Origin of the sequence: Xenorhabdus szentirmaii DSM 16338 (genome assembly GCF_002632585.1) — a bacterium.
GTDB classification, from domain to species: Bacteria; Pseudomonadota; Gammaproteobacteria; order Enterobacterales; family Enterobacteriaceae; genus Xenorhabdus; species Xenorhabdus szentirmaii.
In genome coordinates, this window is sequence record NZ_NIBV01000002.1 from 836,955 (window position 1) to 860,242 (window position 23,288).

General features: G+C 44.9%; 33 protein-coding genes and 4 pseudogenes. 26 read left to right on the forward strand and 11 right to left on the reverse strand.

Annotated elements, in window-relative coordinates:
* Positions 1 to 177: 177 nt before the first annotated feature.
* Positions 178 to 864: a hypothetical protein gene (locus Xsze_RS13775; protein ID WP_038239608.1), complete on the reverse strand. Its 687-nt coding sequence runs from the start codon at positions 862 to 864 to the stop codon at positions 178 to 180.
* A 510-nt stretch (positions 865 to 1,374) separates the two neighbouring features.
* Between Xsze_RS13775 and Xsze_RS13780 the strand changes: the two are divergent.
* From Xsze_RS13780 to Xsze_RS13825, 10 genes and pseudogenes are all read left to right on the forward strand, one after another.
* Positions 1,375 to 2,526 (forward strand): annotated as a pseudogene (locus tag Xsze_RS13780) (phage major capsid protein).
* A 43-nt stretch (positions 2,527 to 2,569) separates the two neighbouring features.
* Positions 2,570 to 3,118: an HK97 family phage prohead protease gene (locus Xsze_RS13785; protein WP_038239610.1), complete on the forward strand. Its 549-nt coding sequence runs from the start codon at positions 2,570 to 2,572 to the stop codon at positions 3,116 to 3,118.
* A 2-nt stretch (positions 3,119 to 3,120) separates the two neighbouring features.
* Complete coding sequence (locus Xsze_RS13790; RefSeq protein WP_408673126.1) at positions 3,121 to 4,338, forward strand: phage portal protein; 1,218 nt, start codon at positions 3,121 to 3,123, stop codon at positions 4,336 to 4,338.
* Positions 4,335 to 4,673 carry a phage head closure protein gene (locus tag Xsze_RS13795; RefSeq protein WP_038239614.1) on the forward strand — a complete coding sequence of 113 codons (339 nt, stop codon included), beginning with the start codon at positions 4,335 to 4,337 and terminating at the stop codon, positions 4,671 to 4,673. The genes Xsze_RS13790 and Xsze_RS13795 overlap by 4 nt, the downstream gene beginning before the upstream one ends.
* Positions 4,666 to 4,968, forward strand: coding sequence for a head-tail connector protein (locus Xsze_RS13800; protein ID WP_038239616.1), 303 nt, complete (start codon positions 4,666 to 4,668; stop codon positions 4,966 to 4,968). The genes Xsze_RS13795 and Xsze_RS13800 overlap by 8 nt, the downstream gene beginning before the upstream one ends.
* Entirely contained in the window at positions 4,968 to 5,402 is a 435-nt protein-coding gene (locus tag Xsze_RS13805) for an HNH endonuclease signature motif containing protein (RefSeq protein WP_038239619.1), read from the forward strand. Before Xsze_RS13800 ends, Xsze_RS13805 begins: the two co-directional genes overlap by 1 nt.
* 126 nt (positions 5,403 to 5,528) lie before the next feature.
* Positions 5,529 to 5,882 (forward strand): phage terminase small subunit P27 family, encoded by a 354-nt coding sequence (locus tag Xsze_RS13810; RefSeq protein WP_038239621.1) that lies wholly within the window; start codon positions 5,529 to 5,531, stop codon positions 5,880 to 5,882.
* A pseudogene (locus tag Xsze_RS13815) lies at positions 5,879 to 7,478 on the forward strand (terminase large subunit). The gene Xsze_RS13810 and the pseudogene Xsze_RS13815 overlap by 4 nt, the downstream one beginning before the upstream one ends.
* A 276-nt stretch (positions 7,479 to 7,754) precedes the next feature.
* Positions 7,755 to 8,015 (forward strand): helix-turn-helix domain-containing protein, encoded by a 261-nt coding sequence (locus Xsze_RS13820; protein ID WP_038239623.1) that lies wholly within the window; start codon positions 7,755 to 7,757, stop codon positions 8,013 to 8,015.
* 239 nt (positions 8,016 to 8,254) lie between these two features.
* Positions 8,255 to 9,403, forward strand: a complete 1,149-nt coding sequence (locus tag Xsze_RS13825; protein ID WP_099138214.1) for a hypothetical protein — start codon at positions 8,255 to 8,257, stop codon at positions 9,401 to 9,403.
* A 291-nt stretch (positions 9,404 to 9,694) separates the two neighbouring features.
* Here the strand turns inward: Xsze_RS13825 and Xsze_RS13830 are convergent, their stop codons facing one another.
* From Xsze_RS13830 to Xsze_RS13875, 10 genes are all read right to left on the reverse strand, one after another.
* Positions 9,695 to 10,717: a tyrosine-type recombinase/integrase gene (locus Xsze_RS13830; RefSeq protein WP_038239628.1), complete on the reverse strand. Its 1,023-nt coding sequence runs from the start codon at positions 10,715 to 10,717 to the stop codon at positions 9,695 to 9,697.
* Between the two features lie 2 nt (positions 10,718 to 10,719).
* Complete coding sequence (locus tag Xsze_RS13835; protein ID WP_038239630.1) at positions 10,720 to 10,938, reverse strand: DUF4224 domain-containing protein; 219 nt, start codon at positions 10,936 to 10,938, stop codon at positions 10,720 to 10,722.
* Positions 10,907 to 11,098, reverse strand: a complete 192-nt coding sequence (locus Xsze_RS13840; RefSeq protein WP_071991800.1) for a hypothetical protein — start codon at positions 11,096 to 11,098, stop codon at positions 10,907 to 10,909. The genes Xsze_RS13835 and Xsze_RS13840 overlap by 32 nt, the downstream gene beginning before the upstream one ends.
* A gap of 66 nt (positions 11,099 to 11,164) precedes the next feature.
* Positions 11,165 to 11,356 carry a hypothetical protein gene (locus Xsze_RS13845; protein ID WP_038239633.1) on the reverse strand — a complete coding sequence of 64 codons (192 nt, stop codon included), beginning with the start codon at positions 11,354 to 11,356 and terminating at the stop codon, positions 11,165 to 11,167.
* Positions 11,349 to 11,939: an HNH endonuclease signature motif containing protein gene (locus Xsze_RS13850; protein ID WP_038239635.1), complete on the reverse strand. Its 591-nt coding sequence runs from the start codon at positions 11,937 to 11,939 to the stop codon at positions 11,349 to 11,351. The genes Xsze_RS13845 and Xsze_RS13850 overlap by 8 nt, the downstream gene beginning before the upstream one ends.
* Entirely contained in the window at positions 11,939 to 12,166 is a 228-nt protein-coding gene (locus tag Xsze_RS13855; RefSeq protein WP_038239637.1) for a hypothetical protein, read from the reverse strand. Before Xsze_RS13855 ends, Xsze_RS13850 begins: the two co-directional genes overlap by 1 nt.
* Positions 12,167 to 12,178: 12 nt before the next feature.
* A complete protein-coding gene (locus Xsze_RS13860) occupies positions 12,179 to 12,358 on the reverse strand; it encodes a hypothetical protein (RefSeq protein ID WP_038239639.1) in 180 nt (59 codons plus the stop codon).
* Positions 12,359 to 12,407: 49 nt separating this feature from the next.
* Entirely contained in the window at positions 12,408 to 12,905 is a 498-nt protein-coding gene (locus Xsze_RS13865; RefSeq protein ID WP_038239642.1) for a siphovirus Gp157 family protein, read from the reverse strand.
* Positions 12,902 to 14,653, reverse strand: coding sequence for an exonuclease family protein (locus Xsze_RS13870; RefSeq protein WP_038239644.1), 1,752 nt, complete (start codon positions 14,651 to 14,653; stop codon positions 12,902 to 12,904). Before Xsze_RS13870 ends, Xsze_RS13865 begins: the two co-directional genes overlap by 4 nt.
* A gap of 16 nt (positions 14,654 to 14,669) precedes the next feature.
* Complete coding sequence (locus tag Xsze_RS13875; RefSeq protein ID WP_038239647.1) at positions 14,670 to 15,002, reverse strand: hypothetical protein; 333 nt, start codon at positions 15,000 to 15,002, stop codon at positions 14,670 to 14,672.
* 229 nt (positions 15,003 to 15,231) lie between these two features.
* Here Xsze_RS13875 and Xsze_RS22795 point away from each other — a divergent pair.
* The 16 genes and pseudogenes from Xsze_RS22795 (at position 15,232) to Xsze_RS13950 (ending at position 23,284) form a co-directional block, all read left to right on the forward strand.
* Positions 15,232 to 16,387, forward strand: a pseudogene (locus Xsze_RS22795) (IS701 family transposase).
* Positions 16,388 to 16,686: 299 nt separating this feature from the next.
* Positions 16,687 to 17,088 (forward strand): annotated as a pseudogene (locus tag Xsze_RS13885) (toxin YdaT family protein).
* Between the two features lie 75 nt (positions 17,089 to 17,163).
* Positions 17,164 to 17,334 (forward strand): hypothetical protein, encoded by a 171-nt coding sequence (locus Xsze_RS22215; protein ID WP_156935906.1) that lies wholly within the window; start codon positions 17,164 to 17,166, stop codon positions 17,332 to 17,334.
* Between the two features lie 9 nt (positions 17,335 to 17,343).
* Complete coding sequence (locus Xsze_RS13890; RefSeq protein WP_038240769.1) at positions 17,344 to 18,402, forward strand: conserved phage C-terminal domain-containing protein; 1,059 nt, start codon at positions 17,344 to 17,346, stop codon at positions 18,400 to 18,402.
* 52 nt (positions 18,403 to 18,454) lie between these two features.
* Positions 18,455 to 18,886, forward strand: a complete 432-nt coding sequence (locus Xsze_RS13895) for a hypothetical protein (RefSeq protein ID WP_038240767.1) — start codon at positions 18,455 to 18,457, stop codon at positions 18,884 to 18,886.
* Between the two features lie 14 nt (positions 18,887 to 18,900).
* The gene (locus Xsze_RS13900) at positions 18,901 to 19,137 is read left to right on the forward strand and encodes a hypothetical protein (RefSeq protein WP_099138212.1); all 237 of its coding nucleotides are present in this window, start codon (positions 18,901 to 18,903) and stop codon (positions 19,135 to 19,137) included.
* Positions 19,138 to 19,150: 13 nt separating this feature from the next.
* Positions 19,151 to 19,330, forward strand: a complete 180-nt coding sequence (locus tag Xsze_RS13905) for a hypothetical protein (RefSeq protein WP_038240765.1) — start codon at positions 19,151 to 19,153, stop codon at positions 19,328 to 19,330.
* 2 nt (positions 19,331 to 19,332) lie between these two features.
* The gene (locus Xsze_RS13910; RefSeq protein WP_038240763.1) at positions 19,333 to 19,578 is read left to right on the forward strand and encodes a hypothetical protein; all 246 of its coding nucleotides are present in this window, start codon (positions 19,333 to 19,335) and stop codon (positions 19,576 to 19,578) included.
* Positions 19,571 to 19,909, forward strand: a complete 339-nt coding sequence (locus Xsze_RS13915; RefSeq protein ID WP_038240762.1) for a hypothetical protein — start codon at positions 19,571 to 19,573, stop codon at positions 19,907 to 19,909. Before Xsze_RS13910 ends, Xsze_RS13915 begins: the two co-directional genes overlap by 8 nt.
* 105 nt (positions 19,910 to 20,014) lie before the next feature.
* Positions 20,015 to 20,479, forward strand: a complete 465-nt coding sequence (locus Xsze_RS13920) for a helix-turn-helix domain-containing protein (RefSeq protein WP_038240761.1) — start codon at positions 20,015 to 20,017, stop codon at positions 20,477 to 20,479.
* Between the two features lie 3 nt (positions 20,480 to 20,482).
* Entirely contained in the window at positions 20,483 to 21,058 is a 576-nt protein-coding gene (locus tag Xsze_RS13925) for a PIN domain-containing protein (RefSeq protein ID WP_038240759.1), read from the forward strand.
* Positions 21,059 to 21,111: 53 nt separating this feature from the next.
* A complete protein-coding gene (locus tag Xsze_RS13930; RefSeq protein ID WP_038240758.1) occupies positions 21,112 to 21,399 on the forward strand; it encodes a HigA family addiction module antitoxin in 288 nt (95 codons plus the stop codon).
* 90 nt (positions 21,400 to 21,489) lie between these two features.
* Positions 21,490 to 22,083 carry a DUF1367 family protein gene (locus Xsze_RS13935; protein WP_038240757.1) on the forward strand — a complete coding sequence of 198 codons (594 nt, stop codon included), beginning with the start codon at positions 21,490 to 21,492 and terminating at the stop codon, positions 22,081 to 22,083.
* A gap of 16 nt (positions 22,084 to 22,099) precedes the next feature.
* Positions 22,100 to 22,399 carry a Ref family recombination enhancement nuclease gene (locus Xsze_RS13940; protein WP_038240756.1) on the forward strand — a complete coding sequence of 100 codons (300 nt, stop codon included), beginning with the start codon at positions 22,100 to 22,102 and terminating at the stop codon, positions 22,397 to 22,399.
* Positions 22,387 to 22,866, forward strand: coding sequence for an antiterminator Q family protein (locus Xsze_RS13945; protein ID WP_051462524.1), 480 nt, complete (start codon positions 22,387 to 22,389; stop codon positions 22,864 to 22,866). The genes Xsze_RS13940 and Xsze_RS13945 overlap by 13 nt, the downstream gene beginning before the upstream one ends.
* Positions 22,867 to 23,083: 217 nt before the next feature.
* A complete protein-coding gene (locus Xsze_RS13950) occupies positions 23,084 to 23,284 on the forward strand; it encodes a hypothetical protein (RefSeq protein ID WP_038240755.1) in 201 nt (66 codons plus the stop codon).
* Positions 23,285 to 23,288 lie beyond the last annotated feature (4 nt).

The following is a 23,288-nucleotide window of genomic DNA, read 5'->3' on the forward strand; positions in this document are numbered from 1 at the left end:
TAATATATGATGTAATCACTCGAAATCAAAGGCGCATTCTTAATCTCATTAAAGGTAAACATATAATAATAAATGAAATTTCTTTTCGTATATGATACGTTGACATTAGCTAATGAGGCAATAAAAAAAATAATGCCAATAATTAAAGAAAATATAACTATACATATACGTATAAAATTACTCAACCGCAATCCCAGCATATTCTTTACCTATATTAACCCAACTTGCATCTTCAATGAGAGTCACATCTTGACTAGTTCTTATATTACTTATAGGTTTTATAGTATCCAGAAAACTTGGCAAGGGAACGTGATAAGGAATTGTATTGTTGGGGTATTTTTCAGGGTCGGGAAATAATAGCGGTTTAAAAGATTTATTTTTATATTTTCCTATAGCTCCGTAGTAATCCCATCGCTTGAATGCTTTTTCTTTACTCACCACCCCGACTTGGGGTAAGTATTTTATATCATTAATTGCCTGATAAAAACCGAATAAGTTAGAAATCAAGTCCTCACCACTATAACCACTATCCGAAACTAATGTAAAAGGAAAGGAATCTTGGTATGATTCAAATGAATGAGTTGTATACATCATAATAGTAAGAGCAACTCTTTTTTTATCATGTAAAGATAAACCCTTTCTAACTTTCCATCTTGTTTTTATCGATGTTCCATAGTTACGTCCCTTGCCCATATATTGGACATATCTAACAATAAAATGCGATTTATGAGTTGTTTCATCCCCCAAAGCAAGAGAAATCATTAGTTTCCTTGCGTCATCACCATTAGCATGACCCAAATCTAACCACCCTAATTTTTCTGTATAAACCAATCGCCCATTTTGTATGTCACTTCTTTTAGTCATTTGGACTCCTGTCATTTAGTTAAGTGCGCTATAATATTTTATACATACAACATTACGCAAAATGCATGTGTAGATAAATTTCAACACAAACCAATTGTTCAACCCTCAACCCAAAATTCTGTGGATACGATAATATAACCACTTTATATATTAGTAAATATCAATATTTTCGTAAGGTACAATCATAATCTTAGACGATAAATATGATTGGTTCATGGTAAAGGATATTTTCTTTATAAAAATATTATATTCTAATTTTTAATATGATAAAAATAAGACTTTTCTTGTTTTTGCATTAAGCAATGAATGGTTGGAATTATAACAAATGGTAATTTACCAGCTCTAAATTATCTTAGTAATATTGCACCTTATTAATTTTCGATACCTTATTGATAGATATTCAATATCTATGCTTTTGTATGCTTGTTAAACATAATCAGGATTCTTTCTTATTATTTTTCATAGTGTTAAAAGTTTGTTTATCGAAAAATAAATTAATTAAAAAACACCATGAAAAAACTACTCGAATTACGCCAGAAAAAATCCGATTTAACCCAACAAATGCGTTCACTGCTCACCAAAGCTGAAAACGAAAAACGCTCGCTCAATGTCGATGAAGCCAAAGAGTTCGACGAACTGCGTAGCCAGTCCGACACGCTGAATACTGAAATTGCCCGTTATGAGTCTTTAGCTGATGAAGAACGCAGTCAGGCAAAAAGCCAACCGACCAGCAAAAAACTCAGCAATGATGAATTACGCCACTATGTTCTGACTGGTGAAACTCGCTCCCTGTCTACGGGTGTTCCGTCTGAGGGGGGCTATACCGTTATCCCTGAGCTGAACAAACAAATCATGCAACAACTGACTGATGAGTCAGTCATGCGCCGGATCTGTACGGTAAAAACCACACGTAGCAACGAATATAAGCAATTGATTTCAGTCGGTGGCGCTGCCGTGGCACACGGAGAAGAAGGCAAGGCACGCAGTGAGACAACGACACCGAAGATGGAAGAAGTCAGCATAAAGCTGTTCCCCATTTATGCCTACCCCAAAACCACCCAAGAAATTATCGATTTTAGCGATGTCGATATCTTAGGCTGACTGACTTCCGAAATTGCAGACACATTTGTTGATACCGAAGAAACGGATCTCGTGACCGGTGACGGCAGTAAGAAAGCGAAGGGCTTCCTGTCTTATTCCCGTGATACCCAAGCTGACAAAGTACGTGCATTTGGTACATTGCAAAAACTGGAAGTTACCGCGCTTTCCGCCGATAGCCTGATTGACCTTAAGTTCCTACTCAAGAACAAGTATCGTAAAAATTCAGTCTGGGTGATGAACTCCAGTACAGCCGCGCAGGTGCAGAAGCTGAAAAACGGCAATGGCGACTATATCTGGCGGGAACGTTTACAGGCGGGTGATCCGGATATGCTGCTGGGCTTGCCTGTCCATTACCTCGAATTTATGCCGGAGGGTGTGATCGGTCTGGGTGACTTCAAACGCGGCTATTTCATTGTTGACCATGAAACGGGCATTCGTACCCGTCCTGACAATATCACCGAGCCGGGATTTTATAAGGTTCATACCGATAAATATCTGGGTGGCGGGCTGGTGGATCCCAACGCGATTAAGGTACTGGAAGTGAAAACATCCAGCAACTAAGCAGAAGGGGTATCGCGCCCTTTCCAAGCCTTGGAGTCCATCAATGAAGAATGATTTTGAAATCCGCACAGCTTCACTGTCTGCCCGCAATAAGATGCTGACAGGTTATGTGATTAAGTGGAACAGCCGATCACACGTGCTGTGGGATGAGTTTATCGAACAATTCGCACCGAATGCATTTAACGCCAGTTTAGCGGCAGGCGCTGATATCAGAGCGTTGTACGAGCACGATCCGATAAACCTGTTAGGCCGTACCACGTCCAGCACATTGCAACTTGTCGAAGATGCCACCGGATTACGTTTCGAGTTAACCCCGCCAGATACGCAATTGGGGCACGATGTGCTCACGTTGGTTGAACGCGGGGATATACAAGGCATGTCCTTTGGTTTTCGTGCCATTAAAGATCAGTGGGATACCAGTCAGACACCTTATATCAGAACAGTATTGGAGGCTGAATTACGGGAAATCACCATAACCAGCTTACCTGCCTATCCTGAAAGTGGCGTTGAGATTGCCAAGCGTTCACTGAATGCCGCTAAACCCTGCTTTGTGGATTTGCGTCATTACTGGTTGCAACTGTCCGAGGTGTAATGATGTGGCCTTTTAAGCGTAAAACACCTGAAACCCGCAGCATGGGTATTGATGAGTTTCTTTCTCTGGCAGGCATATCTAATACCAAATCGGGCGAACATGTTTCCCCCTCGACGGCAGAAGGTTTACCCGCCGTGATGAACGCGGTTACCGTCATTAGTGAAGCGGTAGCCTCCATGCCTTGTTATCTCTATCGGGTTCAGCACCAGAACAGCAAAGAATCCCGCGAATGGTTGAGCGATCACCCCGTTGATTACTTGCTGAATGAATGTCCGAATGACTGCCAGACACCGTACCAGTTCAAAAGAACCCTGATGCGTCATTGTCTGCTGAATGGCAATGCGTATGCAGTGATTGTCTGGGGGCAGGATGGTCAGCCACAATCATTGCACCCTTATCCGCCGTCAGCGGTTGTACCCCAACGATTATCCGATCACCGGTTTGCGTACACTATCACAGAACCCTATAGCGGCAAGGTAAGAACTTATTTACAGGAGGAAGTGCTGCATCTGCGCTATGCCACCGAAGATGGTTTTCTTGGGCGATCGCCTGTTACCGTTTGCCGTGAAACTCTGGGTTTGGGGCTGGCACAACAGCGCCACGGCGCCAGCATTATGAAAGATGGCATGATGGCGGCGGGGGTGATTAAAGCCGCTGACTGGCTGGATGGGATCAAGGGAAGTAAGGCACTGGAAGCCCTCGAACGTTATAAGGGTGCTCGCAATGCAGGGAAAACGCCGATTCTTGAAGGCGGGATGGAATACCAGCAGCTAGGCATGAGTAACCAAGATGCGGAATGGCTGGCCTCCCGTCGCTTCACCATTGACGATATCGCCCGTATGTTCAATGTCAGCCCGATCTTTCTGCAAGAATATTCGAACAGTACCTACAGCAACTTTAGCGAGGCCTCCCGCGCTTTTCTGACCATCACTATGCGCCCGTGGCTTGCCAATTTTGAACAACAAATCAAAGCGGCCTTGCTGATGACTTCGCCAAAGCGGGGTATGCGTTATCAAGTGGAATTTGATACTGCCGATTTGCTGCGTGCCAATCCGAAAGAACGTTTCCAGAGTTATGAGACGGCGATTAAATCCGGTGTCATGTCACCGAATGAAGCCCGCGAACGTGAGGGATTATCGCCCCGTGAGGGCGGTGATGAATTCAGTCAGGCATGGAAACAAACGGTTGAAGTGAAAAAACCTGTGGAGAACAAGGCATGAGAGCAGGCAGGTTGAGGCACCGAATCACCCTTCAGAAAAACGAATCAAGCCGCTCACCGATGGGGTCGGTGATAAACAAATGGGTGGATGTTGCTGACGTTTGGGCAGAAGTACAGCCGATTAGCGGGCGGGAACTGGTCGCCTCCGGTGCTGTGCTATCCGAAGCTACCGTGCGTATCTGGCTGCGTTACCGTGATGATATCACCACAACAAATCGCATTATCTATCAAGGTGCCAGCACCCACGGTAAGAGCTTTGCCATTGTTGCCGTTATCCCTGATCCGAAACACTCCCGTCTGGAACTGCTTTGCAAGGGAGGCGTGAAATATGTCTGATATTGAAATTTCCCTCAGTGAAATCAAACAACATTGCCGGATTGATGAAAGCGACGCCCTTGATGATGCGTTATTAATGGCGTATGCCGAAGCCGCGCTGGAAGTCTGTCAGCAACATATCGGTAAGCGGTTTGATAATGGCTTGGCTTTTACGCCAGCAATCAAAGTAGGCTGCCTGCTTTATATCGGGTTGCTGTATGAAAATCGGGAAATGGCAACGGATATTGAGCTAAAAGAAGTCCCGTTTACCATTAAATCACTGTGGTCAGTCTATCGCGATGTGGGAGTCTACTGATGCCGTGGCAGCCCTTAAAGCGATGTAGCTATCCACACTGCCGCGAGCGGGTGAAATCAGGCCGATGCGAACAACACCAGCGGGAAGCCAGACGCCAGCAGGACAAGCAACGCGGCACCCGAACCCAGCGAGGCTACAGCAATCAATGGGGACGCTATCGGCTGCACTACCTGAAAGCCAACCCATTATGTGCTCATTGCTTACAGCAAAGTATTTACACGCCTGCCATCATTGTAGATCACATCATCCCGATACAGGGTGATGCTGATGTGCTGTTCTGGCCTGCATCGAACCATCAAGCATTATGCCAGACCTGCCATAACCGCAAGACCGTACAGACAGACCCCATGACCAAAGCAAAGCGCAAGCAGGGTGCTTATCGAGAGCAGGAAACCGAAGCGACAAGGTATCGTGATTGGTTATCAAAAGAATAATAACGAAACGAAATAACGGGGTGGGGGTATCAAAAATGACAAATGCCCCTCCCAGCGGAACCGCCCCCTCCTTCAATTTTTACGCACGGCAGTTTTTTTGAAAATAAAACGACAAGGAAAACAATCATGGCAAGAGCGCCAAAACCGCCTACTTACCTTAATGATATCGCCGCCAGCCAATGGAAGGCCAAAGGTAAAATTTTAGCTGAGCGGGAAGACCTGAACGCCGCTGACTGGAACAATTTAGAATTGTATTGCGTGAACTATGCCATTTACCGAAAAGCCGTGGCAGACCTTGATATCAGGGGCTTTAGCATTGTAAACAGTCAGGGCAGTGAAAGCCGAAATCCATCATTGAGCGCTAAAGCCGATGCCGAGAAAATCATGATAAAAATGTCGTCGTTGCTGGGTTTTGACCCCGTGTCACGGCGTAAAAATCCGGTGGAAACCGAGGAAGAAGACGAGCTGGATCGCCTATGAACGCATGGGAACAGTACGCTTTTGATATCGAAAACGGCAAAATTCCGGCCTGTAAGCGCGTAAAACAGGCCGTTAAACGCTACTTTAACGACCTGAATAACCCGCTTTATGTGTTTGATTTGGAGGTTGTAGCACGGTTTATTGCCTTTTCCCGTGTCTGTCCGCATGTCAAAGGCCATTTGCGCGGTAAACCCATCATGCTTGAGCCGTGGCAGCAGTTCGCCTTTGCGAATCTGTTTGGCTTCAAAGTGAAAGTGGCCGGACGTAGAAAATACCGCAGTGCTTATATTCAGGTGCCACGCAAAAATGCGAAATCGACGGTGGCTGCAATACTGGCTAACTGGTTTCTGGTGATGGAACAAGGCCAGCAGGATATTTACACCGCCGCCGTAAGCCGTGATCAGGCGCGAATTGTGTTTGATGATGCCCGCCAGATGAGCCTGTTATCAAAGCCATTGAAAAAACGAGTAGCTATCCAGCAACACAAAGTTACTTATCCAAAGACTAACAGTTTGTTAAAACCATTGGCCGCCAAAGCCGCTACGATTGAGGGTACAAACCCCAGTTTGGCAATTGTCGATGAATATCACTTACACCCTGATAATGCTGTTTACAGGCAGTAATGTTATTTCAGCCTGTAAACAGCATTATGATTATTGCTGCCAGATACTGGATGGCGAAGAACAGAACGAATCCCTGTTTGCCCTGATTTACGAACTGGACGACGAGAAAGAGATTGATGATGAATCCCTTTGGATAAAAGCTAACCCTAATCTTGATGTATCGGTAGACAGTGCCGCCTTGCATGACACAATCCAGAAAGCGCGAGGCATTCCCTCACAATGGACGGAAATGCTAACCAAACGCTTTAATATTTGGTGTCAGGGTGAAACCCCGTGGTTGGGTGAAGGTGCATGGAAAGCCTGCCAGACTGATTATGATGAAAATGATCTCAAAGGGCTGGAGTGTTACGCCGGACTGGATTTATCTTCAACAGGTGATATAACCAGTCTCTGTTACACGTTCCCCGTGGATAATGAACTGTTATTACTGACCCGTCATTACTTACCCGAAGCGCAGTTACAAAACCCCGCCAACAAGAATCGGGCTGTGTATCGACAATGGGCGCAAGCAGGCTGGATACGTACCACCGCAGGCGATTGCATTGATTATGACTGTATCCGTGATGATATTCTCGACGACAGCCAGCAGTTTGATATCAAGCTGGTGGGTTTTGACACATGGAATGCCACGCATCTACGTACCCAATTACAAGGCGTGGGGCTGGATGTTGAGCCGTTCCCGCAAACCTATATGCGCTTTAGCCCCGTGGCGAAATCTGCCGAGGTATTCGTTAACCGCAAAGTTATTCGTCACAATGGCGATCCGGTGCTTACGTGGGCAATGTCCAATGTGGTGATGGAAACCGACGCGAACGCTAATATCAAACCGAACAAGAGAAAATCAGCGAATAAAATCGACCCTGTGATTGCGTTCCTGATGAGTTTTGGCACATGGCAGATAGAGCATGAAGAGTTTGCGTTTAGCTTAAGTGAAGAGCAGCAAGAGCACCTTAACATGTTCAATGGGATATAACGTAAAAAGTTAAGCTGTTTTACTGATTCGCTTATTGAACCAGATAAAACAATTCGTTAAAGTATCTCCACCATTGGCAAAATCTAATGGTCAGGGTTTCGCAGCCTTGTAAGCATACTTTCACTGGTAGGAAGTTTCTATCAGTGCGTCTGTTATCGCCTTTTCAATGGTGATTCAGACGGGGGAGGCTTCGGCCTCGCCGGTTAGTATGCACCGGTACTGCGAACCCCGTCTGGATTGCCACCATCAATGATTAATTAATGGAAGGGGTAGCAGATGATTGAAATTAAAAAAGACTGGCATCAAGCCGATATTATTGCTGCATTACGTAAGCGTGGTACAACCTTAGCGGCTGTTTCTCGCAACGCCGGGCTTAGTTCATCTACATTGGCAAATACTCTTAGTAGACCGTGGCCTAAAGGTGAATGGATTATTGCTAACTATCTTGGAATACATCCCTCAGAAATTTGGCCTAGTCGATATTTTGATATGAACGGTCAGATTATTGAGCGTAAATTTCGTGACAAAATTTTATAAGAGCTACATTTAAAATTTGTTATATGTTATTTATGATAAGCACAAATTTCATATTATTTGTGCTTTTTTATAGAATATTTATTTAAGAATATTAAAAATATTAGTTTGTTTTTTTAATATGCAAGAACTCATTGATTATTAAATTTTTATATGGGATGAATTTCTATAATATCTATGAAAAATGCTATATTTAAGAAATGAAGCATTATAATAATTAGTGCAATCTTTTGGAGGAAAACATGAGCGCACCCATAACGATTATTTTTATTATAATTTCTATTATTATAGTTTCTTTTGTTTTTATGATTAAAAAATACCCGTTAAATGAAAAGAGATTAGATAAACAAAATCTTTTTTGGTTTTCTGTGACTTTACCAATTATTCTTTTTTTTACATTTGGTCTCTTTGTATGGACAGGTTACAATATACGTTTAGATGAAAAAGGATTCAGTACTTTTCTAGAAATAAGTAAACTCCCATTAGCTATTTTGGCTTTATCTCCGGTATTTGGAGTTATTATATCAAATATTCACAGAACTATACAAACAGACGAGCAGATCAAAAAAACATCTTTTAAGAACAATATGGATGCTTTTTATGCTCATAATAAATATATCCTTGAAGGACTAATGGATATAAATATTATTAATTGTTACTCCGTCGAAAATAAACATGAAAAATATGTTTCGTACTTTAAAAAAATTACAGGTGACATCGAGTGTTTCAATAAATATAGAGTCAATGAAAATGTAATAATTAAATCACCTAAAAGATTATTCTCAAAGATGTATAAAAAAAACAATGAATTAAGGGATAGTTTTGAACCAAAACTAAATCTTGATTTTGCAGAGAAAATGAATAGTAGCATAGAGAAAGTGACTAAGGCGTTAACGTCTTTTGATTGTTGTTTTTCAGTGGAAAAAGGCTATGTGGAAATAAAATTAGATGAAAAAAACTTTAATTACTACGAAGGCTTTAATGCTTTAAAAAGTGGAATTGAAGAATTGAAATCTATCTTCAATATAGAAGATTTCTTACCTCTAGATTACTTCGATGAATTTCTTTCCAGTGAAGAGTATCATATTATTTTCAATAAAAAAAATGACAACGGCGATGATAAAGAAAATCATAGTATGATAGAAGAACAATATGATATATTATTAGAGTCTTTTATCATATTTTGTGAATTTACTGTTAATCATTTGAAATCTCTTTCAAAAGTGATTAATGAAGTATCAGAGTTGATTTCTAATGATCCAATCTATGATGTAGATGGTGATATTGAATTACCAAATATTATCTTAGACAATAGCCATGATTGGTCTTTTTCAAAGCTTCATGATCTTCCTTTCTATTTTAGAAATGGCATAGGTATTGATTCTGTTTAATATATTATTACTGTATCAATTTAGCGGAAGAAAAATTTACTAAAATGATATGCGATTGCTAAGATATAGGAGAACAAGCGATAAGGGGCACAAAAAGGGGCATAAAATCAATAAGTAAAAATAAATTCAACTAATTCAATTAACTAACTTATTTTACTAGTCCCGCCCTGGCACCATATAAAAACTTGCGGTAATACAGCGAGTTAGGGTTAGAAAGAGCCACCTTCAAGGTGGCTTTTTTCTTTGATGAAAATCACATTCCTAATATCTTCCTAATATTCTTTCCTAATATCATTTCGTCCGTTGTCCGCCGACAACCGGAACAACTTCAATTTTTCTGTTGTATCTTGCGGTTTGGGTAATATTTTTATGGCCGGAAATAACCTGTTTTTCTGCCAGTGTTCCGTCGAGATCTGAAATTCCTTTTGCTTTTAGGTCGTGAAAGGTGAAATTAAAATCCAATTCAGGGAAGGTTTCTTTCGCCAGCTGCTTGGCTTTTTTCCAGCGGCTGTTAAACCCATCACGAGTATATTTATGACCAGAAGCCTGACAAATGACATAAATGCTAAAAATACCGGGGTCGGTAATTAATGTTTCACTCAGCTTCACAGCATCCTCTAAGCGTTTTGTCCATGCCTTAATTTGTTGTTTACCCGTTTTACCTTGGCGGATAAAGATCCCTTGTTCCATTAATTGTGAGCGGGTGAGTGACAAAACGTCGGCTTGTCGTGCACAACATAAATAAGCCAGTTCCATTGCCATTTTCACAATGGTAGGTGAAACAGAGTAAAGGGCAGTATATTCTGTATCGGTGATATACCGTTCCCGCGCTTTCTCTTTGTACTGCTTCACACCGGTACACGGATTACCTTTCACCATGCCGCGCTCATATCCCCATTTGTAAACACGGGAGAAGAACGTTTTCTCGCGATTGGCCTGTGTTCTGCTCTTAAGCCCCCGTTTATCCATATACTTTCTGACATGTTCAGGTTTTACATTGTCCGGTGACATTTTCCCGAAGACCGGCAGCAACTTATTGGCGTATTTCTGATAGTCTTTTTTGGTCTCGGTCGCCAAATCTTGAAAAGTGGTTGAAAGCAGAAATTGTTTGATTAACTCTGAAACCGTATCTTCCTTCTGTGACATGTCATAGAGAATTCTTTCGTATTCCATCCAGATAACCGAAAGCGGAGCATCCAAAGGGCAGAGGGAGATTGATCCCCCTCTGGCCGGATGAAATTCATATTTGGTCTTTCCACGATAAACCCGCTGGGGTAATTTCGCATCAGCGGGGTTCTTCCTTGTTCTGGCCATAATTACATACTCTCGAAGTCGGGCACTTCCGCAGGGTTAGCGTGGCGTGTAACGGTCAAGGGATGGTTAAAGTGCTTCCACGTTGTTCTGGGTTTACCATCTTGCCGCATGATAAAGAAAATGCCGTGTCTGGTCAGTGATTCGCACTGTTTGGATGGGATCTGGTAACCGGTCAGTTCTTCCAGTTCCTTATCGGTGATAATGTCGCAGTGGTTTTTCATGGTCTTGCCTCATCATTGATAGAATGAGCTGATCAGCGGTGTTGCAGGCGTGGGCAATATCTGCCTGACCGCAAGGTGTGTTTTTGACACTGGCCGCTAATCGTCCCAATTTGATATCGAAATCAGTTAATAGTTGTTGTCCGGGTTGCCAAGGTTGCATGATGGTATTCCGTGTGGGGGATGTACCATCATGCTAGGCATTATGTAGCCAATTTTCTGATTAGGCTTAATCAGTTTTACCGGAGGAAGATGTGCTGTCGGTCTTCACCTTCTGATGGTGGTTCGCTGGCTCGATTTTGACTTCAGGCGGAAAATCGTAGAAGACAGCGCAGCGCCGGTCAGCCATGATCAGGCCGTTTGTGCCATCGGGCAGGGTGAGCCTGATGGGTTGGTAACGTTTATGTTGATGTTTAAGCATGGGTCTTGCCTCTTTGTTTTTTGCTAATCGCTATTCTTAATCGTGCGAGCTGAACAGTGGTCGGTTTGTATTCAGCGGGCACATGAGGATAGTATCGGTTAATCACGCCATGTTCTGGTTTAGAGACCAGCAGCAGGTTTTCAATGACGCAATTTTGTTTATCGTCATCTATAAACTTAATCACGCTGCTTTTAGGAATGTGCCCATGGTGTTGTTCCCACACTAACCGATGCTTAAGTACCCATTGATTGGGGTCTGCCACCTTTATTTTGATATACCCATCCTTGGTGCAGGACTCACTGCCGATAGGCTGATAGTTATGTGGGCGATGATGCTTTCTGAATGATCCTGAATTTGCCCCGGTTAACCCCTTCTTACCTTTATTGGCTGGGGAATGGCCTTGGGTAAAACATCCACTGCGGCCTGTTTTTAATTTTAAACGCTTACGTAATGCATTGATGGCGTCCGGGGAACGGGTAACGTTAAACTGCTGATTAAAGGCTGGGGTAAGTTTGCCCAGCCGCAATAAATAATGTTGCCGCATCCAGTTTTCCATTGCGGGGGTATAGACAAAGCGCGCCACTATTTAACCTCCAGATATTTGGGAGCATGCTGGATTTCGTTATCGCCTAACATTTTCTGCACTTTTAACGCCAATCTGCCATTTTCTACAATTTGGCTTGCCACATTAGAAATCGCTTTTGCGCGTGAAATTTCGTCTTTTAACCCTTCACCTTGCAAGCTTTCATCGGAAAGGCGTTCTAACTGGGCAAATAGGTGGTTGTGCAGATCTTCAAGATTGTTTTTCATCAGACCCTCCTGTTAATGCAATTGACCGCTATGGACACCAGAACCGAGTTGTGTCATTAGAGCGTGTTTCAATTGTTCCAATGTGTCCCGCTCCATGGGTGAAAAATCGGCGGTTCTGTCTGCTGACCAAGTCACTTCACATTGTGCGATTTCTTCGTTATAAAAAATGCTGACTTCGAGTTTTGCTGCCATCATATCCTCCTCAATATCCGGCGTACCGGACACAGTTTGATTAACGGTGTTAGCGAACCTGTAAACTTCTTTCCCCAATCTCGATATGGGCACCCGGAACGGTTTCACCCCGTTCGATAGCGGCTTTAATCGCTTTCTTATCCGGTGCGGTAATGGTCTGGACATCGACCAATTCATCAGGTAACAACATCTCGTTATCGATAATGACCCTAGCAACGCCCGGACGTGCACTAAAGGTATTTTTAGTAGTCTTCAGGCTGTTCATGTCCGCTTTCAGTAAACAGTCCAGAATATATTTTTTAAGGTGTTTAACCTGACCTTCAAAGGAACGCTTGCGTTCTGCCAACCGTTTGGCCTCGTCGTCCAGCGTTCTGGCCTGACCCTCAAGGTTACGGGCATGTATCATTACCGCATCCAGTTTGTCACCCAAAGCGCCTTCCAGCCCTTCAAGGGTGTCGGCGATTTCTTCCGGAGAGAATTCCCCGGCTTCGATTAATTTTTGCAGCTGATCATAGTCCGCTGCCAGTGCAATGGCGGTTGTGGTCATTGGTTTGCCTCTTCTAATTGAGTTAAACAGTCTTTCTCGATTTCATTTAAACGTCGCAGGCGACCGGACAGGTATTTCTCATAATCTTTGTCGCCTTTGGCCTTCGCGTTATCTAAATGTACGGTGATTTCACGGGTCAGCGTGGAAGCAATGCCTCTCAGTTCATTTTTAGTTACCGCTGTTTTCATGGTTTCGGTGTTGCGAGTAAACTTCTCGTCCAGTTCCTTGCGGAGACGGGTGAGATCTTCGGCTTTGTCACTGGCGGCCTTAATACCAAATTCAATTTTGTTCTCTGCCAGATATTCAGGGTTATCGTGCATGCCCATAAAGACATCGGCACTGAAACCCAGCATGGATAAGGCTTTTTTAATGGCATCGGTCAGGCTTTTTTTAATGACTTCACCATCCGTTTTTATGCCGTATTTGCTTTTGTAGAGATAAGGTGTTGCGCCGTAGCTTTCAATTTCACCCCGAATTTCTCCTTCAATCAGATACCAAAATAAGATCTTGATTGAATGGTTTTTTTCGCATATCAATGAGCCATCAGCATCACGCAATAGACGAAAACTGGTTTGTTTGTTGTTGGCGTCATATATGGGTTCGGAAATTGGCGCACCGTTAATCATTTTCTCTTCCAGTACCTGATAACCCCATCCTTCACCCACAGGGCCAAATATTTCAGTCGCCCGCATCAACATATAGTTGCTGTTGATACTGGTGCCGGTATAGCCCACACCTTCCAGCGGTTTGGTAAAACGGGGGTCGGTACGCTGAACGGCTTTCCAGATACGCAGATTGGCTTGCTGTTCGTCACCTTGTGCTTTGATGGTGTCTTCCAGTAAATTGGCGCGATGCTGGAAGTTATCATCATTAATGTTCTGGCCACTGACAGGCGGTAATGGTATAGCCTCATTCTCTGCCGTATCTGATTGTGCGGTTTCTTCTGTGATGATGTTCTCTTCTTTGGCTTGTTTAGTTTTTCTGGTCTTGCGGGGTTTGATTTCGCTTTTTACCGGTTTTTCGGGTATAGCTTCTGCTTGTTGGGCTTCAACTTCATTTGCAGCTACGTCCGTCGCAGCCGTATTTGGTGTTGAGGAGATCTCTTCAGAAATATTCGGGAACTCATTGGGAATATTGCCATCACCTAAAAAGCCATCCAAAAAGCCTTTCATTGCATCGGTATCAGTCAGAAGTTCAGGGCGGCGTTTACCTTCACGCACGACTCTGAAAAGGGTTTCCCGTGGAATAGAGAGGGCGTTGACTCTGATACGAAATGCCATAGACCAGCGTCGCCATGCTTCATCGCTGTCGGCTATCAATTGTTTGGCTGCCTGCATATTGTGCGACATAATCGCCCAGCAGTGGAAATCCCCATCCAGCAAAGCCAGGGCGATTTCCAGATCCAATGTGGCGTAAGTGTGGTCAAAATCACGGGCCGTTATGGCTGGACTTTTCGCAGGCTCTAGGGTTCTGGCCTGCCATGTTGTGCCGTTGAATTCATATTCAATCGCAAATTTTTCATCAAATGCACCAATGGGAGGGCGAGGTGAGCCAACGCGATCTTCACAGACAATCGGTGTGTCAGTATTAAATTTATCCATGTCATCAGGGTATACTTCCCCTAACAGTACAATGGCCATCGCACTTGCCATTTTGAGGGTATTGGCTTCAATGGCGGTGGCCAAAGCTACCGCACTGTTTTCCTGAGTCGCTGGTGTTGGCTCAAATACACAAATATAAGTGGTCATGGGTCTTACCTCTTGGTTAATAAGGAAGTTCCATATCGGAAACTGAAACGGGTTGGCCTTCGATGCACAGCAGTGATTGGATCTGGTCTTCAATCCGGTTTACTTCGGTCTGTGCATTGGCCAGCACCTTTTCTTTCTCGGCTTCGAGGGCATTGATCTGCGCATGAATGAGATCAGATTTATTGACTGATGGGAGAGGGATTTCCACATCATACTGAGAGACTAACGCGCCCCAATAGATTGTATTAGGGGATACACAAGTGAGGGTGTTGAACTCAATCTGCTTATCAACACCCTCTTTGGCATAAACATAAAGGGTGACATTTAACGTCTTCGGTTGTGCTTTCATAGCAACTCCTATATATTAACGTGGATCGATGAGTAATCATTGGTCTTGCCTCTTGGGGCGGATTGGTCTCCACCCCAAGCACTCCCGATAGCTTTGGTCGGCGACTCGGGGTAAAAGAACCCACTTCGGTGGGTTTTTTTACGGCTGTAGTACTAGTACTACAGCCGTACGCCCCATTGTGGCATGATAGCCCTGACATTTTTTTCCTGAAAATACGGGGAGGTGTTCAATGCACTCACCGACCAATGCCTGGGAACAGGCACTTCTCTCACTCCATACCCGTCTGGCTCCCTTGTTTCACCATCCCGGCCCACAACAACGCAGCCTCGCTTATCTCCGGGGGCTGCTCAGTGACGTTGAACGTAAAAATGGCTGGCAACTGGCGGAATGGATAGGCGAACGCACGCCTGATGGCGTTCAGCATCTGCTGGAGCGAGTTCATTGGGATGTCGACGTCGCCCGCGATATTCTGCGGGATTATGTGACAGAACATCTGGGCGATGAACAGGGTGTACTTATTGTGGATGAAACGGGCTTTATCAAAAAAGGCACGCATTCTGCCGGGGTTCAGCGTCAATACAGTGGCACCGCCGGGCGCGTCGAAAACAGCCAGATAGGCGTCTTTCTCTGTTATGCCGGTCAGGGCGGTCATGCCTTTATTGACCGGGCGTTATACCTGCCCAAACCCTGAACGGATGACCGGCCTCGCTGTGAAGCCGCGGGTATTCCTGACCCGATCACCTTTGCCACTAAACCGCAACTCGCCCGGCAGATGCTGGAACGCGCATTAGAGGCCGGTGTGCCCTGTCGCTGGGTGACGGCAGATGCCGTTTATGGTCAGGATCGTCGCCTGCGCTGTTGGCTGGAGTCCCGATATCAACCCTTTGTACTGGCGATCCCCAAAAATGAACCGTTGTGGTGGCAAGGGCCGGCCTATCGCAGAGCGGACCACATTGTGGACAGCCTGACGCCTCCACAATGGGAACCACATTCTGCGGGGCGGGGAGCGAAAGGCGAACGTCAGTATGACTGGGTTTTGGTGCCACTCTGGCGCTTACAACGGAGTGAGAAAGACCGGGAATATGGCCATTATTTGCTGGTCCGGCGCCGCCGGGATGAAAAACAGGCACGGGCTTACTAGGTTGTGTATGCGCGCCGAGAAAACCCTGGCTCAGGTGGCAGGCTATCGCTGGGAAATGGAATGTGGTTTTGAAGAAACGAAGGGAGAATGCGGTCGGGATCATTATGAAGTGCGGCAATGGTATAGCGGGTATCGACACATTACCTTATCGCTACTGGCCCATGCGGTTCTGGCGGTCTTACGGAGACGGGAGAAAAAAAACGCCGACGGGGCTGATAGCCCTCAGTGTGGCGGAACTGCGTAAGCTGTTGTCAAAATTGATGGAAAAGGCCGGAGAGACCGTCGAACAGGTTTTACATTGGTCATCTTGGCGACGACGACACCAATACTGTGCACAACAATGCCATTATCGCCGCAGGGATAACCTTATGATTACAGAGCAGTTACGGCTGTAGTACTAGCATTGAATGAGTTAGGTGGTGAATTTTCTCTTGATGATGTTTTCCCTCCTGAAGATCGTTCGACAAGACGTAGCTTATCAGAACAGGCTACCGAAATCTGATTTTGAATAATCAACATTAATTGCGACAGGAGACGAAAATCGTGGAGCAAAGCATCAATACGCTCAAATCTGAAGTTGAGGCTTGGGCCATGGAGAGAGGTTAGGAACATGTAGCCATTGAAATCAGTCGTATGTATTTCCTGCTGTATTGTGGTGGTTCTCAATCTAGGTTACATCGGATTGAAGATGGATTGGGTAATGCTGATTGGAAAGCGATAAATAATAATCGACAGCAAATTTTTCGATGGTTACGCAGTGATTCGAATGCGGCGCAACGCAAAATCACGGAACTGTTGCCAGCGATTGAAGCGGCACTGCCGACAGAACGGCGGGCGAGGGTGGCAAACGACGATGACCTGAATTATCTGACATCTGTAGCAATTCGGGAGTTTGCGGCAGCAATGAGTGAAACCTTGCTTGGAGGGCGTGATATGTCACACTGAATAGCAATCGCAGTATCTGCACTGAATGCAATAGAACCACGTCTGACCAACGTGCATTAGCGAGAGGCAAGACCAATGATGAAACCCATCGATAAGATCACTTATCGAAATGGCTTTCGCCGAAACGATAAGCCTGCCACGCTTGATGAAGTGGCAGAAATTTATGAAAGCCGTAAGGAAGCGGCTCTGATTGACTGGGAGCAACACAAAAAGCAAAAAGTCAAATCACAGAGCCAAAATAAGTAAGGGCGTGGTATGAGTTTGTTATTGTTAAAAAGTCGCCCACTGGTGGTTATTCCTGAGTTGGCTATGCGTTTGGGATTGAACGAGGCCATTATTTTGCAGCAGATCCAATACTGGCTGACCGAGACATCATCCGGTGTTGAGATGAGTGGTTGCCGCTGGATTTATAACACCGTCGAAAAATGGCAGGAACAATTCCCGTTTTTATCGGGTTCGACCATCAAGCGGGCGCTGGGGAATTTGAAAAAGCTGGGCGTGTTGCAGATTGAGCAGATTAATAAATCCAGCCACGACCGGACGAATTATTATGCAATAAATTACGAACATCCATTGTTAGCCGATAAGGTCAAAATGACCCCATCGAACAATCAGGACGTGAGTCATCGAATAGGTCAAAATGACCTTATCGATAAGGGCAGATTGAAACACTCCAACGGGTCAGAATGCCCCGTTCTGAATGGGTCAAATTGGTCTGATCTTACAGAGACTACAACAGAGATTACTACAGAGAGTACAACAGAATCTTGTCAGGTTCTCGCCGAACCCGACGACCCAGCCCGGCAAGTTCTGGTTTATTTCAATCAGGTCACTGATTCGAACTACTACAATGGTAAAACCACAATGGGGTATATCCGTGCACGGTTGAAAGATGGCTATTCGGTGGAAGACTTGATGTTGATCACCGACTACCTGACCACCAAATGGCGGGATGATGGCAAGATGCGGGATTATTTACGCCCGAAAACCCTGTTTGGCCCGGAGAACTGCACGGAATATTTCGACAAAGCAAGCAAATGGGACAAGGCCGGGCGTCCGCCTTGTGTTAATGGTCGCTGGCTGAAAGCGGGAGAAACGGCCATCACCATTGACACCGTGGAGCGTGATGCCACGTTCCGATTGCTGTTTTCCACCGGCTGGACGCCGACAAACCGTATTCAGGAACTGGCTCAACAACTGGCCCGTAAAGCCGGAATAGGGCGGATGAGTGAAGTCCCGGCATTAGCGGCTTGGCGGGGGATCTGGAAACAGGCCGCAGAACAAGTGGCGAAAGAGCAACGTTCTGGCCAATAGCAAAAACGCTTTCTGACCAAAAGCGAAAAAAACAACAACGAGGCAAGACCACATGAGCAACGAAAACGATGTCAATAAACTGATCCTTGATCGACGTGATATTACGGATGATGGGTGTGATCACTCAGCCAGTATTATCGACAGCTATCATCAGGCTGCACGGGCACGTAGCCGCCAGCCTTACCAACCTAAACCGAAACTTATTCAGGTTTCCTTGCCGGCAATGGCTTCTGAACCCATTGTCAATATTGGTGAACGTATCAATTACGGGCGGAAAATCGTCAAGGGCATTTATGAGTTATCCCGCCTCGGATACAGTGCCAACAGCATTGCCATTTTGCTGAGAATGCCATTAGAGCGTGTTCAGCATGTGCTGTCCTGCAATAGTTCGATGAAGAGAGCCGTTTACAAACAGGTGATGGCTGCGCCCGTTCCCACAGAAAAAGAGATCATGAAACGTCTGGCGGCAGAGTCGAAGGTATAAGCCAGGGCTGATTCATGAAAACACAATCTGACTATTTGCCCGCAGGGTTACCCCACAACCGGGGGTTATGGCCACAAGAATATCGAGAACGAGAAAATCTGGATTTAAAGGCCAGTCGGTTAATCAAACAGCTCAAACTGAGGAAGATAAATCGGGCCATCATTTTTAGGGAGATTGAACAGACTTCTGACAAGTATCAGGAATTTTTTAAAACACGCCTGAATTACTGGCGTGATGTGATGAAACCTTAAGAGGCAAGACCGAATGAAACAGACAAACAATTATCTGCATTACCTGAAAGACGAGGTTATCGGTTACTGGGAGCTGATATCTGATGAGGAGTTTTGGCTCCATATGCTCGTATTGCTTTTTATCCTGACCTTTCCCGTTTCCCTACTTGTGCTGGCGTTAATCCGGTTTGTGTATGACAGAATGGGGAAATAACGATGAAAAAGCGTTTAAATACCCAAGCGATTACATACACGGCTGAAATCGAACTGACAGGCTTTATTCTCTACGGTAACTCTGATTTTCGGGCGAGTGGACGCATTTATCATGATGTTCATCAGCGCTGGTTTGATGGGGCTGAAATCATCACATCACCGGTTGAGAATATTCACAGTTTTAATTCTGATGGATTTATCCAAACCCGTAATTCGGTTTACAAGCTCAGGACGTCCAACAATGGCTAAATCGCCCGCCGAACGTAAAGCCGCCCAACGTCAACGCCAGCAGGAGGCTGGCTTGACCAAAATAGAATTGCAGCTGGATAGTCAGGAACTGGCGATGCTGAAACGCAATTGCACCCTGCGAAGACCGGGGCGAGAGCCTTATGAGGTTAACGAGTATCTGGCCATGTTAATCAGAATGGATGACCGTTCATTAAAAAGCCAGGTAGTGGCATTACAGAAGCGACACTGTGATAAGTGCGGGGAATCACTGCCTGTCACTGCATGTTGTTTTTCAGGTGAGGCAGCGTGTTGGAATACATTAGGCTGGCATGAACTGAAATTAATACTGTAAAGCGTTATTAACAGACACAACACTATGTTATTTGTTTCGTTTATTGCGATTTTCGTTTATTTCGATTAAGCTTGTTGTAATGATTGACACATTAGGTATACACATATGAGCAATGCAAACCTGGCCAACCTGAATCTTCCGGCAAAACATGAAATTGAAATCGCAATGCGCAGCCAACGAGAGCTGGCTGCGTTTCTTTCTACACAATTAGAGACCCAACAGATCACTATCAAAGGTGCAGATAACACATTTCACCCAATTGAATTACCGACCTCAGCATTAACCATGTTAATGGATATACTGGGTGAATTAGCAGCAGGTAATGCCGTTCAAATTGTCCCCGTACATGCTGAACTGACGACACAAGAAGCAGCAAACATACTGAATGTTTCTCGCCCTCATCTAGTGAAGTTATTGGAAGAAGGGCAATTGCCTTACCATAAAACGGGAAGACATCGTCGAGTGCTATTTTCTGACTTAATGGAATACAAAAAGAAACGTGATGCCGATAGTTTGGCTGCGATGCAAGAACTTGCAGCTCAGGCACAAAAACTTGAACTGGGTTATTAAAGGATGAACCATTCTCCCTATCCGGTGGTACTGGATGCCTGCGTTTTGTATCCGGCAAGATTGCGTGACTTGCTGATGCATTTGGGGCTGGCTGGTCTGTATCAACCCAAATGGTCAGATACTATTCAGGATGAATGGAAGAGAAACTTACTGAAACAACGTCCTGACATAAAGCCTGAAATGTTGGAATACACAACAGCACTCATGAATAAAGCCTTACCCGATGCCAATGTCACGGGTTTTGAATCATTAATTGAAGGATTAAGGCTCCCTGATAAAGATGATCGCCATGTATTGGCAACAGCCATATGTGCAAATGCAGAAGTCATCGTGACTATGAACCTGAAAGACTTTCCAGCCGATATTTTAGGTGAGTTTAATATCGAAGCCCTTCATCCGGACGAATTTATTTCAGACCTCTTTGACTTAAACCACGCTATTGCATTGGAGGCTGTCAGACAGCAACGTATGGCACTAAAAAACCCTCCAATGTCTACCAGTGAATTTTTAGATATGTTGTTAAAACAGAGGCTACCGATGACAGTCAAAGCTCTTGAAGCTTACAAGTTTATTATTTAATTTGGTGTATTGGTGCTGACATATCGTTTGTTGCTTCTTAAGGATTATCATCCATGGTCATAATGCACAATCCTCCCCATCCGGGAGAACTGATAAAGGATGCAATGGAAACCCTAGACATGAGTGCCAGGGCATTGGCGAAAGCATTGGATGTTGCCCCTTCCACGGTACAACGGCTGATTAGCCATCAGTCACATGTGTCTCCTGAAATGGCGGTGCGTCTTTCTGTGGTGATTGGCAGTGCACCACATGTCTGGCTGGGAATGCAGAATGCCTATGATATCTGGCATATTAAGCAGAATCTGGATACATCCCGCCTGAAGCGATTGTCGGTAGCGTAACGGATTGTAAACCGCTAGAATAATGCCATCGGCCTGAACACCCGATAACCTAAACAACAGCTGCTGTGCCATCACTTAGAGGGATAAGTTATGGCGCAGTACAGTTTTATCAAAATCTCCAATGATACCCTGAGACCGGCAACACCGACGGCTCAGGAATACCTGCATTCCAAAGTGAAATGCGGCGATGTGCTTTATGCGGATTTTAAGAAAGCACGCAACCCGCGTTTCCACCGCAAATATTTTGCCCTCCTGAATCTCGGTTATGAATATTGGCAACCGACCGGCGGCACAATTTCCCCTGAAGAGAAAAAGCTTGTACGGGGTTACGTACAATTTCTGGCTCACTTCGCCGGCGCAGAAGAGGCCTTACAATCCGCAGCGGATGAATACCTTGCCAGCTTATCAAAAGACCGTGCCCACAATATCACGGCCACCAAATCCTTTGATGCCTTTCGGAGCTGGGTCACGGTGGAATCCGGCCACTATGACACTTACGAAATGCCTAATGGCAGTCTGTATCGTGAATCCCGTTCAATCAGTTTCGCCAGCATGGACGAATTGGAGTTTCAGGCGCTCTATAAAGCCACGTTAAATGTGCTCTGGAACTTCATTCTGTACCGCAACTTTCCGACCCAGAATGCGGCTGAGAACGCCGCTTCTCAGTTGTTTGATTTTGCGTAAGGGAGAGGCAAGACCCATGACCCACAGTGAAAAACAGTGGCTGTCAGATGTCGCCTCGCTGGGCTGTATTGTTTGCCGGAATTTGGGGTTGGGTGCATCCCCGGCGGAAATTCATCATGTGAGAACCGGGCAGGGGATGGCACAACGCGCCGATCACTTCAGCGTTCTGCCGCTTTGTCCTCGTCATCATCGGGTGTGTTATTCCACCGGATTCCATGCCGCACCGAAAACATGGCAGGCTGCTCATGGGACAGAAATTGAATTATTAGAACAGGTTAAAAGGGAAGTGAAAGAGGTACGGTTATGTCGGGTTTGAGATTTTCAACAGATGGGCTGGAATTGGCCATATCACAGGCGATCTGGTTACAGGAATGGTTATCGAAATTTGGAGCTTGGGTTTACTCTGGTAGGCTGGATAAACGTCAAAGCAGTATGATTGCAGAGTTTATGGCACGAGTAGAGCCTCGAGACTATCCAGAGCGCCCGATATGCAATGACGATGAAGGGATGTTAATTGCCAGAGTGGTCGATCATATCTACCATCTTGACCGGGTAGCCTTTGCCATGTTGTTAAGCCGGTATGGCTTTAACAGTTCAGATAGAGCTATTGCCCGCTATTACCATAACATCGTTAAGCCGAGAAAAATGGTACGCCGTAGTGGTCAACTGGTTTTACGGAAGCCCTCGCTATCAACCTGCCGCCGTGAGGTTGAAGAAATATTAAAAGCCACCGAATATTTACTTTATCAACCTTTGAAAGATGCCCTTACGTGCCGGGAATAGGAAAGAAAATTAAAAATTTTGTCAAGAACGTGTTGACATCTTTGAGCCAATGAGCCACTATTTCAATATATGTTGCGCTATTTGTAACCGTGACAAACAAGCCTCACTCTGCGTGAGGTTTTTTTATGCCTGAAATAAACATAAGACTTGCTGTTGTCCTGGGTCAGAGTTACATGTGTGTTCACGCCGACTCACTGACCAAAAGGTTAAACTTATCATGCTAAAACATGAAGATATGACAACAACAGCCGCTTGTGTTTTAGAAACTGTTCCCCTGTACGACTGGGCATCAGTTTCTGATATTTCCACCCTGACGGGGCTATCTGCGCCGCGTTGCCAATTACTGTTAACTCAATTTTGTCTGGCTGGATTGATGGAAAGCCGGGACGATGAGACGTTTTTCAAACGTTGTCCTTAATAAG

What these genes read in the sequence shown, in the direction of transcription:
- Xsze_RS13835 (WP_038239630.1), bottom strand. Translation starts at nt 10,938, where the DNA reads ATGAAAAACCACTGCGACATTATCACCGATAAGGAACTGGAAGAACTG.
- Xsze_RS13785 (WP_038239610.1), top strand. Translation starts at nt 2,570, where the DNA reads ATGAAGAATGATTTTGAAATCCGCACAGCTTCACTGTCTGCCCGCAAT.
- Xsze_RS13855 (WP_038239637.1), bottom strand. Translation starts at nt 12,166, where the DNA reads ATGAAAAACAATCTTGAAGATCTGCACAACCACCTATTTGCCCAGTTA.
- Xsze_RS13895 (WP_038240767.1), top strand. Translation starts at nt 18,455, where the DNA reads ATGAGCAACGAAAACGATGTCAATAAACTGATCCTTGATCGACGTGAT.
- Xsze_RS13875 (WP_038239647.1), bottom strand. Translation starts at nt 15,002, where the DNA reads ATGAAAGCACAACCGAAGACGTTAAATGTCACCCTTTATGTTTATGCC.
- Xsze_RS13945 (WP_051462524.1), top strand. Translation starts at nt 22,387, where the DNA reads ATGTCGGGTTTGAGATTTTCAACAGATGGGCTGGAATTGGCCATATCA.
- Xsze_RS13920 (WP_038240761.1), top strand. Translation starts at nt 20,015, where the DNA reads ATGAGCAATGCAAACCTGGCCAACCTGAATCTTCCGGCAAAACATGAA.
- Xsze_RS13910 (WP_038240763.1), top strand. Translation starts at nt 19,333, where the DNA reads ATGAAAAAGCGTTTAAATACCCAAGCGATTACATACACGGCTGAAATC.
- Xsze_RS13805 (WP_038239619.1), top strand. Translation starts at nt 4,968, where the DNA reads ATGCCGTGGCAGCCCTTAAAGCGATGTAGCTATCCACACTGCCGCGAG.
- Xsze_RS22215 (WP_156935906.1), top strand. Translation starts at nt 17,164, where the DNA reads ATGATGAAACCCATCGATAAGATCACTTATCGAAATGGCTTTCGCCGA.
- Xsze_RS13900 (WP_099138212.1), top strand. Translation starts at nt 18,901, where the DNA reads ATGAAAACACAATCTGACTATTTGCCCGCAGGGTTACCCCACAACCGG.
- Xsze_RS13935 (WP_038240757.1), top strand. Translation starts at nt 21,490, where the DNA reads ATGGCGCAGTACAGTTTTATCAAAATCTCCAATGATACCCTGAGACCG.
- Xsze_RS13795 (WP_038239614.1), top strand. Translation starts at nt 4,335, where the DNA reads ATGAGAGCAGGCAGGTTGAGGCACCGAATCACCCTTCAGAAAAACGAA.
- Xsze_RS13930 (WP_038240758.1), top strand. Translation starts at nt 21,112, where the DNA reads ATGGTCATAATGCACAATCCTCCCCATCCGGGAGAACTGATAAAGGAT.
- Xsze_RS13890 (WP_038240769.1), top strand. Translation starts at nt 17,344, where the DNA reads ATGAGTTTGTTATTGTTAAAAAGTCGCCCACTGGTGGTTATTCCTGAG.
- Xsze_RS13915 (WP_038240762.1), top strand. Translation starts at nt 19,571, where the DNA reads ATGGCTAAATCGCCCGCCGAACGTAAAGCCGCCCAACGTCAACGCCAG.
- Xsze_RS13925 (WP_038240759.1), top strand. Translation starts at nt 20,483, where the DNA reads ATGAACCATTCTCCCTATCCGGTGGTACTGGATGCCTGCGTTTTGTAT.
- Xsze_RS13845 (WP_038239633.1), bottom strand. Translation starts at nt 11,356, where the DNA reads ATGCTTAAACATCAACATAAACGTTACCAACCCATCAGGCTCACCCTG.
- Xsze_RS13950 (WP_038240755.1), top strand. Translation starts at nt 23,084, where the DNA reads ATGCTAAAACATGAAGATATGACAACAACAGCCGCTTGTGTTTTAGAA.
- Xsze_RS13830 (WP_038239628.1), bottom strand. Translation starts at nt 10,717, where the DNA reads ATGGCCAGAACAAGGAAGAACCCCGCTGATGCGAAATTACCCCAGCGG.
- Xsze_RS13790 (WP_408673126.1), top strand. Translation starts at nt 3,121, where the DNA reads ATGTGGCCTTTTAAGCGTAAAACACCTGAAACCCGCAGCATGGGTATT.
- Xsze_RS13810 (WP_038239621.1), top strand. Translation starts at nt 5,529, where the DNA reads ATGGCAAGAGCGCCAAAACCGCCTACTTACCTTAATGATATCGCCGCC.
- Xsze_RS13905 (WP_038240765.1), top strand. Translation starts at nt 19,151, where the DNA reads ATGAAACAGACAAACAATTATCTGCATTACCTGAAAGACGAGGTTATC.
- Xsze_RS13840 (WP_071991800.1), bottom strand. Translation starts at nt 11,098, where the DNA reads ATGCAACCTTGGCAACCCGGACAACAACTATTAACTGATTTCGATATC.
- Xsze_RS13820 (WP_038239623.1), top strand. Translation starts at nt 7,755, where the DNA reads ATGATTGAAATTAAAAAAGACTGGCATCAAGCCGATATTATTGCTGCA.
- Xsze_RS13825 (WP_099138214.1), top strand. Translation starts at nt 8,255, where the DNA reads ATGAGCGCACCCATAACGATTATTTTTATTATAATTTCTATTATTATA.
- Xsze_RS13940 (WP_038240756.1), top strand. Translation starts at nt 22,100, where the DNA reads ATGACCCACAGTGAAAAACAGTGGCTGTCAGATGTCGCCTCGCTGGGC.
- Xsze_RS13800 (WP_038239616.1), top strand. Translation starts at nt 4,666, where the DNA reads ATGTCTGATATTGAAATTTCCCTCAGTGAAATCAAACAACATTGCCGG.
- Xsze_RS13870 (WP_038239644.1), bottom strand. Translation starts at nt 14,653, where the DNA reads ATGACCACTTATATTTGTGTATTTGAGCCAACACCAGCGACTCAGGAA.
- Xsze_RS13860 (WP_038239639.1), bottom strand. Translation starts at nt 12,358, where the DNA reads ATGGCAGCAAAACTCGAAGTCAGCATTTTTTATAACGAAGAAATCGCA.
- Xsze_RS13775 (WP_038239608.1), bottom strand. Translation starts at nt 864, where the DNA reads ATGACTAAAAGAAGTGACATACAAAATGGGCGATTGGTTTATACAGAA.
- Xsze_RS13865 (WP_038239642.1), bottom strand. Translation starts at nt 12,905, where the DNA reads ATGACCACAACCGCCATTGCACTGGCAGCGGACTATGATCAGCTGCAA.